This window comes from Streptomyces sp. NPDC079141, from assembly GCF_040686775.1.
In the GTDB taxonomy this organism is placed as follows: Bacteria; Actinomycetota; Actinomycetes; order Streptomycetales; family Streptomycetaceae; genus Streptomyces.
Window position 1 is genome coordinate 1 of record NZ_JBFBLP010000026.1, and the last position, 12,046, is coordinate 12,046.

At 71.8% G+C, this 12,046-nt stretch carries 4 protein-coding genes; all 4 read right to left on the bottom strand.

Going from position 1 to position 12,046, the window contains the following annotated elements:
* Positions 1-115 precede the first annotated feature (115 nt).
* Positions 116-1,771: an NAD(P)/FAD-dependent oxidoreductase gene (locus AB0Q90_RS39810; RefSeq protein ID WP_363164948.1), complete on the bottom strand. Its 1,656-nt coding sequence runs from the start codon at positions 1,769-1,771 to the stop codon at positions 116-118.
* Between the two features lie 27 nt (positions 1,772-1,798).
* Positions 1,799-3,499: an FAD-dependent monooxygenase gene (locus AB0Q90_RS39815; protein ID WP_363164949.1), complete on the bottom strand. Its 1,701-nt coding sequence runs from the start codon at positions 3,497-3,499 to the stop codon at positions 1,799-1,801.
* 271 nt (positions 3,500-3,770) lie between these two features.
* Positions 3,771-5,288: an MFS transporter gene (locus AB0Q90_RS39820; RefSeq protein WP_363164950.1), complete on the bottom strand. Its 1,518-nt coding sequence runs from the start codon at positions 5,286-5,288 to the stop codon at positions 3,771-3,773.
* 107 nt (positions 5,289-5,395) lie between these two features.
* Positions 5,396-12,046 (bottom strand): thioester reductase domain-containing protein, encoded by a 6,651-nt coding sequence (locus tag AB0Q90_RS39825; protein ID WP_363164951.1) that lies wholly within the window; start codon positions 12,044-12,046, stop codon positions 5,396-5,398.

Here is a 12,046-nt window from a genome sequence, read left to right on the forward strand (position 1 = left end):
ACGCGGTGCCGCCTGGTCGCTGCGCCGCCCCCGTGCCCCCGCGCCGCCGCGGTCCCCGGTCATCGACCCGCCCCTCCAGCGGGGGGGGCCCGCCGGCTGCCGTAGGGGCTCGGGGTCAGAAGATCCGCCTGCCCTTGGCGAACTCCTTCACGGCCTCGACGCCGAAGCCGAACAGCAGCCGTCGCACCTCCGGAGTTCCCTCGCGCAGCGCCCACCACATGGTCTTGGCCAGGACCTTGGAGGTGGGATTGATGAAGCGCTGTCCGCGCGCGTCCCAGCCGTAGTAGCGGGGGACCCACGGGGCCGCGGCCATGTGGTCGTAGAGCACGTCCGCGGCCTGCGTACCGGTGACGCGCCCGGCCTCGAAGGCCGCGCACTGCTCGACCATCTCGTCGAAGAGCTCGCCGTAGCCGGGGTGGTCGGACCAGTGCAGCCCCGGATTCTCCACGTCCTCCAGCTCCAGGAGGTGCCGCTCGTCGCCTTCGTCCCGCCAGCGGCGGAAGGCCTCGTGAGCGCGGAAGGTGCCCGCGTTGGAGCCCCAGGCCCAGATCCGGAAGACCGCCGACCACAGGTCGTAGTCCTCGAAGGAGATGAAGGAGGCGTTGACGAGGCTGTCGTTGCCGTCTAGCAGGGCCTGCTGGCAGCGGTCGACGGCCTTGAAGCGGGCCGCGGAGAAGTCGTCGTCGGCGACCGCCCGCAGCAGACGCCAGGCGAGCTGGTTCACCGTCTCGCAGGTGTTGGACATGCCGCGGGAGTAGAGCGGGTCGATGAATCCGGCGGCGTGTCCGAGCAGCACCCAGCGGTCGCCGACGGTCTGCGTGGAGGAGTACTGGAGCCGGCCGGTGCGCACCCATTCCCGCGTCGGGCGCATCCCCTCGAACTGCCGGGCGACGTCGGGGAAGCGCCGGACGTGGTACCAGAACTCCTCCTCCGGCGTCAGGCTCTCGTCCACGGGGTAGCGGCGGGGGTCGAGGGTGAGCCCGACGCTGCACATCGGGTTGCGGGAGGAGGGGTCGTTGTCGAAGGGGATGACCCACCACCAGCCGCGCTCGAAGAGGTGGTGGACGGTGCCCTCGTACCAGGGGACCGGCGGGCGGTCCGCGGCCGGCCGGTCGAACACGTCGTCGGTGCGGGGCATGTCGACGACGTGGTTCCAGATGGACCGGGAGTGGTGCTGGAACCGGCACGGCGTCTCACGCAGGCCGAACTTCTCGGCGATCGGCGAGCGGTATCCGCTGGCGTCGACCACGTAGCGGGCCCGGAACTCCTCCCCGCCCTCGGCTACCACGGTCACCCCGGCGTCGTCGAAGTTCACCTCGGCGACCGAGACGTTCTGCCGGGCCCGGCAGCCGTAGGAGACGGCCGTACGGAACAGGTAGGAGTCGACGTCCTGCCGGTAGAAGTGGGCGGTGGGGTAGATGAGTTTGGTGAAGTTGTACATGGTGAGCTGGGCCGGGTCCTGCGGCTTGCCCTCCTGGTGCTGGAGGAAGCCGAAGTGGTTCTTGACCCCGTGCCACGGTCCGACGATGCGCTGGCATCCTTCGAAGGAGGACAGGGTCTGGAGTTCGGGCACTCCGTACCGGGCCGCCATCGTGCGCAGGGATACCAGGGTGTTGGGGATGGTCGACTCGCCGATGGCGAACTTCGGGTGCTCCTTGTGGTCCAGGAGCAGCACCTTCACCCCGTTGCGGGCCAGGATGGCCCCCAGCATCGAACCGGACAGGCCGGAACCGATGATGACCACGTCGTACGTGGTCCGTGCGTCTGCCACTGCTGTGTCCATGACGTCCCTCTGTTCCTACTCCGGCGCGGGGACTCGGAAGCGCCTGCCCACCAGGGGCAGACCGGCAGCGAGGTTCCGCAGTTCCTCGGCGAACTCGAACTCTCCCTTGGCGAACCGCGTCCGCACGAAGGGGAGGAGTCCGTCGCGGGTGAGCTGCCCGATGTCCTCGGGCGCGGTGCTCCTGGTCCAGCGCAGGGTGAGCGGGACCTTGTGGGGCGGCGGGTCGATGTACCGCATCTCCGGGTCACCGAGTCCGAACACCGGGGGGACGAAGTCCGCCTTGGCGAGCAGTTCCCTCAGTTCGGCGACCACCTCGGCGGGGCCGGCGTCACCGGCCTCGACGGCCTGGAAGCGCTCGTTGGCGTGCTGGAGGAAGCGCAGCGCCGACCGGTACGGGCCGTCCTGCGGCAGCTTCCTCCCCTGCCACCAGGGATTGTCCACGGGGGCGAGGTGCGCCGGGTCGCGGTGCGTGCGGTATTTCGTGTAGGCGCTGTTGATCTCGTAGTGCGAGAGGATCTGCCAGACGCACCACATGCGGTAGGCGACGTCCCAGAGGTCGAAGTCGCCGAAGGCGAGGTAGGAATTGGCGCAGACGTCGTCGGTGAAGTCGAGCAGGCCCTGTTCGAGTTCCGCCACGTCACTGAACCGCTTCGGGGAGAAGTCGTCCTCGCGTACCGCTTCGATCAGGCGGCCGAGGAGCACCTGGGTGCTCTCCAGGCCCGTGGAGAGGCCCCCGGAGAACAGCAGGTCCACCACGCCGGCCGCCTGGCCCACCAGGGACCAGCGCTCGCCCGAGGAGCGGCTGACCGAGCGCTGCCGGCGCTCGGTGCGGTGCCAGTCCCTGACCGGGCTCGCCGCGGCGAACTGCCGGGCGAGGTCGGGGTAGCGCGAGACCACCCGGTGGAACTCCTCCTCGGGCGAGCACTCGGCGGCCGGGTGCTTGCGCGGGTCCAGGTGGAGTGCGACGCCGCAGACCTGGTTGGTGGCCCTGAGGTGGTTGTCGAAGGGGATCACCGAGAGCCAGCCGCCGTCGAAGACGTGGGTGAGGGTGCCCTCGTGGAAGCGTCCCGGGTTCTGGTAGGCGGCCTTCGGTACGGCGTCGTCGAAGGGGGTCACGCCGACCATGTGGGTGTCCAGGGTGCGCGAGTGGGTGCGGAACCTGGCCGGGGACTCCTCGACCCCCAGCCGCCGGGCCCAGTCCTGCCGCTCGTCCTCCGTGACCACCAGGTATTTCGCCCGCAGGGGGGCCTCGCCCTCCCGGAGCACGGTGATCCCGTCCGGGTCGGTCGCCACTGAGGTGATCCGCTGCTGCTGGCGTACCTCCGCCCCGTACCGGGCGGCGAGTGTCAGCAGCCAGTTGTCCACGTCCTGCCGGAAGTAGTGGTTCTGCGTGAAGCCGATGGGGGGAGGTACGACCATGTGCACCTCGCGGGGGTTCTGCGGGGCGTCCGGCCGGTGGTGGACGAAGCTGATGTTCCGCTTGACCCCGCCGCTGGTGCACACCTTGGAGTGCGTCCCCTCGAAGGAGGCGAGGTACTTGATTTCCGGCACCCGGTAGCGCTCGCCGATGAGGCGCAGCGTCATCTGCGTCGTGAAGGTGGTGGTCTCGCCGAGGCGGGTCCTGGGATGCCCGCCCTCCTCCAGGAGCATGACCCGGACCCCGTTGCGGGCCAGGCAGGCCGCGATGATGCCCCCCTCCAGGCCGGCCCCGACCACGACAACATCGAACGCATGCTTTTCGGCCAACTGTTCGTGCTCTGAAGTCTCTTGTTCTACCTGTTTCCCCTTGCGTTCTCCTGTGGGCATCCTTGTCCCACCTTCCTCTTTTGCCGTTTCGTGGAATTCGTCCGCAGAAAGCGCCTGCAGAGAATTCCGGCCAAGTTAGGGCCAGGCGGTGGAGCCACACTCGCCCACCGGTCGCGTGCGGGCACACGACGACCGCCCCCGAACCGGAGTTCGGGGGCGGTCGCGTGGAGGGGCCGGGGGGTCAGCCCAGGTGGGCCATCCCGGAGCCGTGCCCGGCCTCACCGGGCTCCGGCTTGGGCGTGTTCATCAGCGCGGCCAGGACCACCGCGCCACAGGCCATGATCGCCCCCGCCCAGGTGAAGGCGGTGGTGAAGCCCTCGACCATCGCCGCCTTCTCCAGCAGGCCCGGGTTCTCCGCGCCCGCCGCGTGCTCGGTGATGTACTCCGCCGCCGCGTCCGCGGCCAGCGTGCTGAGCAGCGCCGTACCGATCGAACCGCCGATCTGCTGGGCGGTGTTGACGCTGCCGGAGGCGACGCCGGCGTCCTCGTCGGCGACCTTGTAGGTGCCGTAGTTGACGGCCGGTGCGATCAGCAGGCCCATGCCCAGGCCCAGGACGAACAGGGCGGGCATCACCATGCCCCAGTAGGAGGAGTCGGCTTCCAGCATGGCCATCCAGAACAGCGCGGAGGCCGCGATGAGCATGCCGGGCACCATGATGGCGCGCGGCGGGGCCTTGGGGAGGATCTTGGGCGACAGACCGCCGGCCATCATGCCGACGCCGACCGGCATCGGCAGGAAGGCCAGACCGGTCTCCACCGGCGTGTACCCCTTGACCAGCTGGAGGTAGAAGGTGAGGAAGAACAGCGCGCCGAGCATGGCGACCATGCCGACGGCCATGGCGAGGTAGGCGCTGCCCCGGGTGCGGTCGGCGATCACCCGCAGCGGCACCAGCGGGTGGGCGGAGCGTGCCTCCACCGCGAGGAACGCCGACAGCAGCACGATTCCGGTGATGAAGAGGCCGACCACCAGGCCGGAGCCCCAGCCCTCGGACTCCGCCTCGCTGCACGCGTACACGATCGCAACGAGCCCGCTGGTGACCAGCAGGACACCGGGGATGTCGAAGCGGGCGCGCACCGCGGCGCGCTGCTCGGGACCGAGGTAGAGGACGCCGAACGCGGCGAGCACCGCGATGGGCGCGTTGACGTACATGCACCAGCGCCAGTCGAGGTACTCGGTGAGGATGCCACCGAGCAGCAGACCGATGACGGCGCCGCTGGCCACGATGGAGCCGAAGATGCTGAACGCCTTCGCCCGTTCCTTCTGGTCGGTGAAGTTCACCGAGATCAGGGAGAGCGCGGTGGGGGCCAGCAGGGCGCCGAAGACACCCTGCAGGGCGCGCGCGGTGAGCAGCAGTTCGATGTTGCCGGCCGCACCGCCGAGGCAGGAGGCGGCCGCGAAACCGGCCAGGGCGATCAGGAAGGCCCGCTTGCGGCCGGTGTAGTCGGCGATACGACCGCCCAGCAGCAGGAGGCTGCCGAAGGCGAGGGTGTACGAGGTGACGACCCACTGCCGGTTGTCGTTCGAGAACGCCAGGTCGGCCTGCATCTCCGGCAGTGCGATGTTCACGATCGTGATGTCGAGAACCACCATCAGCTGCGCCAGGCAGATGAAGACGAGGGCCGTCCACCGCTTGGGGTTCGCTAACGGGGCCGCTCCGACGGCGGTACCGCCGGGGACCCGGTCTTCGGATGTGGTCATGGGGGGAGATGCCTTTCTCCGTTGTGTTCCGCAGCCTTGCGGATCGGACCTATGGCTGGGCCGTCGGCTCGGCGCCGCAAGGGGCGGAGCGTCACCACGGCATGAATTCACCCGGTGATGGATTCATCCTGCCATGAATTATTCTCCCCGCGTGACGGTGCGGGCAAGTAGCCAGTTCGCACCATCCAGTCGAAGTACAGCGAAAGGAGCGCTCCGTCCAGCGGAGGACAAGCGATGCCCGAGCCGGTCAGTGCGTCGAGCGTGTGCGTGGCGTCGTAGTCGATGGCCTCCTCGCCGCCGACCACGAACTCCTCGACCACCCCCATGACCGGGTGCAACTCGTTGTCGTTGACGGCGAACGAGTCCTGCAGCCCCCGCCACCACTGCTCCACCGGCACCGTGCGGAAGTCCCACCCGTGCCGCTCCATCGCCGACAGCAGCTCCTTGAAGGCCGCCTTGCGCCGGTTGACCAGGTGGTACGTCAGTCCGAATTCGTGCGGCCGGCGGGAGATGCGCACCAGGGCCGAGGTGACGTAGTCGACCGGGGTCATCTCGATCTCCAGATCGAGGTCGGGCGCCATTCCCAGCTGCACACAGCCCTTGATCACCCGGGTGGTGAAGTGGGTGGTCAGACAGGCTCCGGTGCGCGAGTCGCCGAGCACCCGGCCGGGCCGGTGCACATCGACCGGAATCCCGCGCTCCTGCGCCTGGCGGACCAGCAGCTCGGCCGCCCACTTCGTCTGGACGTAGCCGGTCACCAGCTTGCCCGAGCCGAGGATGTCGTCGTCCTCGGCGATCACGGTCCGCCCGTCGGCCGGGATGCCCCAGATGCCGTACGTCGACACGTACGACACCGGCGTCTGCCGCCGGCCCTGGCAGGCGAGCCTGAGGATCTCCTCGGTGCCGGTCAGGTTGGCGGGGCGCAGCTGCTCGTAGGTGTAGGAGAAGTTCACCCAGGCGCCGTTGTGGTAGATCGCGTCCAGGCTGTCGGCGAGCCGGCCGAACTCCCGTTCCTCCAGGCCCAGTAGCGGCTTGCCCAGGTCACCGGGGACGACCGTGATCCGCTCCTCGGCTCCTTCGCGCCAGGGCAGGTACTGCTCCAGGTTCTGCCGGATCCGGGCCAGGCCCGACTCCGGTGCGTCACAGCGGACCAGGCAGTGCACGGTGGCCTCGGTGGTGGCCAGCAGCTCGTCCAGGAGGTAGGCGCCGAGGAAGCCGGTGGCGCCGGTGAGCAGGACGTTCCGCGGGTCGGTGTAGCCCTCGCCGACGGGGCCGGCCGGCACGATCGCCGGGTCGAGGGCGACGTCGGCGGCGATCAGCGCCGGCTCCGTCCAGTCCGCGGCCGGCTGCGCCGCGGCCTCGCCCTCGCCGCCCAGCTCCGTGTCGAGCAGCCGTACCCAGTCCTCCAGCGCGGTCCGCTCGAAGAACTGGCCCGGCCGCACGCTCAGGCCCAGATCGCCCTTGCAGCGCTTGACGACCTCCATGACCATCAGCGAGTCCAGGCCGTGCGACATCACGTCGGCCTCCGGCAGCACCGACTCCGGCGGCACCGCCAGCACCTCGCCCAGCACCTGCTGGAGATAGCCGGTCAGCACCGTCGTACGCCCGGCCGCGTCGGCCCCCTCCAGGGCCTGGAGCACCGCCGTCGACGTGCCGCCGCCGGTGCCCTCGTCGATCTCCACGGTGCGCAGCACCGGCCGGTCGGCGCGGGCCTCCATCACCGGCTTGTAGACCGACCAGTCGGCGGCGCACACCACGGCCTGCGGGGCGTCGCCCGCCAGCAGGGCGTCCAGCAGCCGCAGGCACTGCGGCGCGGACAGCGTGCGCAGACCGGTGGAGGTCAGGAACTCCAGCACGTCCGCGCCGAACAGGTTGGACGCCAGCTCCCACGGGCCCCAGCTGACGGTCAGCGCCGTCAGCCCCTGGGCGTGCCGGTACTCGGCGAGCGCGTCGAGGAAGGAGTTGCCGGCCGCGTAGCTGGTCAGGTGCTGCGAGCCCCAGGTGGCGGCGATCGAGGAGAAGCCCAGGAAGAAGTCGAGCTCCAGGCCCTCGGTCAGCTGGTGCAGCAGCCAGCCGCCGACGACCTTGGGCCGCCACACCGCGTCGTAGTCCGCCGGGTCCGACACCGGGATGTCCCGCAGGAACTGCGGTACGGAGGTGCCGGCCGCGTGCACCACTCCGCGCAGCGGCAGCAGGCCGCTCGCCAGGCCCTGGATCACCGGCAGCATGTCCTCGACGTCGCAGACGTCGGCCGCGACCACGTCGACCGAGACGCCGGTCGCCTCCAGCGCCGCGACGAAGTCGACGCGCTCCCGGACGGACGGGCTCAGGCTGGGGTCGGCCCACTTGCTGCGGTGCGGCAGCGGCGTCCGGCCGAGCAGCACCAGCTTGCCCGCGCCGTGCTCGGCCAGGCGCCGGGCCAGGCTCTGCCCGATGCCGCCGAACGCGCCGGTGATCAGGTAGGTGCCCGACTTGTCGACCGGGGGCCGGCGGCGCAGCTCCTCGGCGGTGTGCGAGAACTTCACCAGGCGGGCGACCCGGCGGGTGCCGCCGCGCAGCGCCTGCTGGTCCTCGGCGGCGGTGTCGGCGAGCGCCGCGGCCAGCGACCCGCCCTCGTCCACGTCGTCGGCCTCCGGGTCGAGGTCGACGGCACCGGCCCAGTGCTCGGGGTGCTCCAGCGCGACGACCCGGCCAAGACCCCACAGCGTGCCGGCGAACGGAGCGGTGACGCCCTGCTCGGCCAGCGCGGGCACCGCGCCCCGGGTCACCAGGCTGAGCCCGGTCCGGGTGCAGGCCGAGCGGGCGGTCAGGCCCTGCACGACGGCCACGGCGGCCAGTTCGGCGCGGTCCCGGAAGACGGTGAGCGACTCCGCGTCGGCGGCGTCCGGCCGCGGCGCGTCCAGGCCGGTCAGCAGCACCACCCGGTGCGGCGCGACGCCGTCGGGCAGGTCCGCCAGCCAGTCGTCCAGGTCGACGCCGCCGGACTCCTCGATCCGGCAGTGCGCACCGCGGGCGCGCAGCGCGGCCGCCAGTCGGCGCGCGGTGCCGGTGCGGTCGGGGATGAGCAGCCAGCCCTGCCCGGACAGGTCCGGGGCGGTGGCGGCCGGGTCGGCCTCCTGCCATTCGAGCCGGGTCAGCAGCTCGTCCGGGTGGCGCCAGGGCGCCGGTTCCGTGGCCGGCGTCGACTGCTCGGTGGAAACCGTCAGTTCGCGTATGCCGCCGAGGTAGGAGCCGTCCTCGGCGAACAGGTCGACGCCGCCGGTGACCTTGCCGGGCTCGCTGTGCTGGGCGATCGCGCGGACGTACCGCGCCCGTTCCAGCGACTCGACGGTGGCCTCGGCCATCCGGCGCGCGTAGCCCGCCTCTCCTATGCCGGCGTCCCAGGTGAGGGCCGCGACGGCCGCGTCGAGCACATGCACGGCGTGGTCGGCGGTGCCGCTGTCGTCCGGGCTGAGCGCCACCAGGACGCCCTCGTCGCCGCGGTGCGCGGAGACGACCGCGCCGATCAGCGAGGAGGACAACGAGGCGGTCTCGTAGTGGAGTTCGTCGTTGTACTCGTGCCCGGCGAGAGTCGGGGCGCTGCGCGGGTGCCGCGACCGGGTGCCGGGCCTGCGCCGCAGCACTCCACGGGCGTGCCAGGTCCACGGGGCGCCCGCGGCCTCCTCGGCCGGGGACTGGGTGTGCAGTTCGACGATCGCGCAGCCGTCGTCGTCACTGGTGACGGTGATGTGCAGGATGCGGCCCTCCCGGTTCATCGGGATGCGCCGCTCCACGTCGAGGTCCTCGACGTAGGTCCACCGTCCGCCCAGCGCGTCCGAGGCCGCGGCGCGGGCCGCCCGGCTCAGCGAGCCGACCGGCAGGAAGCGGAAGCCGTCGGAGCCGGTGCGGGCGTAGGTGTCCCAGTCGGGCGAGTCCAGCTGCAGCTCGTAGGTGGGCACGGCACTGCGCAGCCGCGTCCCGGCCTGCGGCACCGCGGTGCCGACGGACGGGCGCGCGGCCTCCTGCCGCGGCGCGTACCAGTACCGGTCGCCGTGCCACGGGGTGACCGGCAGGGCCACGCGCCGGGGTGTGCGGCCGGAAGCCGAGTGCACCGCCGTCCAGTCCACGGTCTCGCCGCGCAGGTGCAGCAGACCCAGCGCCCGCTGGACGGCGGTGCGGTCCTCGGGTGCCCCTGCCCTCGGCTTGTACAGGGACGGCACGTAGCGGCAGTCCCCGTCCAGGCCGGTGCGTTCCCCGATGCCGCTGAGCACCGGGGCGGGGCCGATCTCCAGGAAGGTTCGGGCGCCCTCGGCGTGCAGGGCGGTGAGGCCGTCGTGGAAGCGCACGGTGCCGGCCGCGTGCCGCACCCAGTACTCCGGTCCGCTGTCCTCGGCGGTCCAGGGGCGGCCGGTGTGGTCGGAGATCAGCGGCAGGGTCGGCATGCGGTAGGTCAGCGACTCGGCGACCTCGCGGAAGTCCGCCAGCATCGGCACCAGCAGCGGGGAGTGGAAGGCGTGGCTCACGGTCAGCCGGGTGGTGCGCATGCCGCGCCGCTCCAGGGCCGTGCGCACCGCGTCCACGTCGGCGGCGACGCCCGAGATCACCACGCTGGAGGGGCCGTTGACCCCGGCCAGCGAGACGGTGTCGCGGTAGCCGGCGATCGCCGCACGGGCCGTGGCCTCGTCGCAGTCCAGGGCGGCCATCGCACCGCCGGCCGGCAGCGCGGCCATCAGGGCGGCGCGGGCCGCGACCAGCCGTACCGCGTCCGGCAGGTCGAAGACGCCCGCGACGCAGGCGGCGACGATGCCGCCGATGCTGTGGCCGAGCAGCCCGCTGGGCTTCAGGCCCCACGACTGCCACATGCGCGCGAGCCCGTACTCGACGGCGAACAGGGCCGGCTGCGTGTAGCGGGTGTCGTCGACGGGTGAGTCCCCGCCGGCCTCCGGCCACACCACGGAGGCCAGCGGGCGATCGAGGTGCTCGTCGAAGAGCGCCGCGGCCTCGTCGAACGGCGCGCGGAAGGCGGGCTCGTCGGCCAGCCCGTGCGCCATCCCGGCGTACTGGGAGCCCTGGCCGGTGAACAGCCACGCCGTCTTGCGGTGCTTGTGCACGGGCAGTTCGGCGGTGACCGCGCCCGAGGCCCGCTCGCCGCGCGCGAACGCCTCCAGCGTGTCGGCGAGTTCACCGGCGGTGGCACCGGTGACGGCGAGTCCGTGCCGCTGCCGGGACCGGCCGACCTGGCTGGTCCAGCACACGTCGGCGAGCGCGTCGGTGGAGTCGCGCAGATGACCGCCGTACCGCCCGGCCAGCTCGGCGAGCCCCTCCAGGGAGTTCGCGGACAGCGTCAGCACCCCGGGCCGCCCGGCGTCCGCCTCGGACGCCGTCGGCCGCGGTACGGCGCTGATGACGGCGTGGGCGTTGGTGCCGCTCGCGCCGAAGCTGCTGATGCCGCCGATGCGGGGCCGCTCGCCGGTGCCGCCCCAGGGGCCGCCGTCCTTGGTGACCTCGATGTGCAGCTTGCCCCAGTCGACGTTCGGGTTGGGGTCGTTGAAGTGCAGGTGCGGCGGGAACTCGCCGTGCTGGAGGGCGAGGACCAGCTTCAGGACGCCCGCGATGCCGGCCGCCGACTCCAGGTGACCGATGTTGGTCTTGATCGAGCCGACCTTCAGCGGGTTGCCCGCGGGCCGGTTCCTGCCGATCACGGCCTCCAGGGCGCGCAGCTCGATCGGGTCGCCGAGCGCGGTGCCGGTGCCGTGCGCCTCCACGTAGTCCACGTCGCCGGGGGCGATGCCCGCCTGCTCCAGGGCGCCCCGGATGACGCCCTGCTGGGCGGCCGGGTTGGGCACGGTCAGACCACTGCTGCGGCCGTCGTGGTTGACGGCGGAGCCGCGCACCAGCGCCAGCACCGGGTCGCCGTCGCGCTGTGCGTCGGACCAGCGCTTGAGGACGACGACACCGGCGCCCTCGCCGCGCACATAGCCGTTGGCGCTCGCGTCGAAGGTCTTGCAGCGGCCGTCCGGGGAGAGCCCGCCGAACTTGCTCATCATCACGAAGCCGTACGGCGCGAGCATCAGGTTCACGCCGCCCGCGAGCGCCATGTCGCACTCGCCGGTGCGCAGGTCCTGGCAGGCCTCGTGCAGCGCGACCAGGGAGGAGGAGCAGGTCGTGTCGACGACCTTGCTCGGTCCCATCAGGCCGAGGGTGTAGGAGATCCGGCCGGCGACGAAGCTGGGCTCGCCGACGAGCTGATAGGCGTCGACGTCCCGGATGTCGCCCTCGCTCTGCCTGAGCCGGGCGTAGTCGGTGGTGGAGACACCGAAGTAGACGCCGGTGGGGCTGCCGGTGAGCCGGTCCGGCGCGTAGCCGGCCCGCTCCAGCGCCTCCCAGGCCACCTCCAGCACGAGCCGCTGCTGCGGGTCCATGCCGACGGCTTCCCGCGGCGAGATGCCGAACACGCCGGGCTCGAACAGGTCCACGCGCTCGTCGAGGAAGCCGCCCTGCGTGACATACGCCTTGCCGGGCTGGTCGGGGTCGTCGTCGAAGACCGCCTTCGCGTCGCCGCGCTCCGCCGGGAACTCCCGGATGGTGTCGGTGCCGTCGACCAGCATCCGCCACAGCGACTCGGGTCCGTCGGCGCCGCCCGGCAGCCGGCAGCCGACGCCGATGACGGCGATCGGCTCGTCCAGGGTCCGGCTGCGGGTCTTCGTCAGCTGGCTCTGGAGCTTTTCGATGGTGCGGACGGCGTCGACGAGTTTGGCCCGGTAGTCCGGGGTCGTCAT

Excerpts from the sequence above, each read along its gene's own strand:
- AB0Q90_RS39825 (WP_363164951.1), bottom strand. The coding sequence starts at position 12,046 with ATGACGACCCCGGACTACCGGGCCAAACTCGTCGACGCCGTCCGCACC.
- AB0Q90_RS39820 (WP_363164950.1), bottom strand. The coding sequence starts at position 5,288 with ATGACCACATCCGAAGACCGGGTCCCCGGCGGTACCGCCGTCGGAGCG.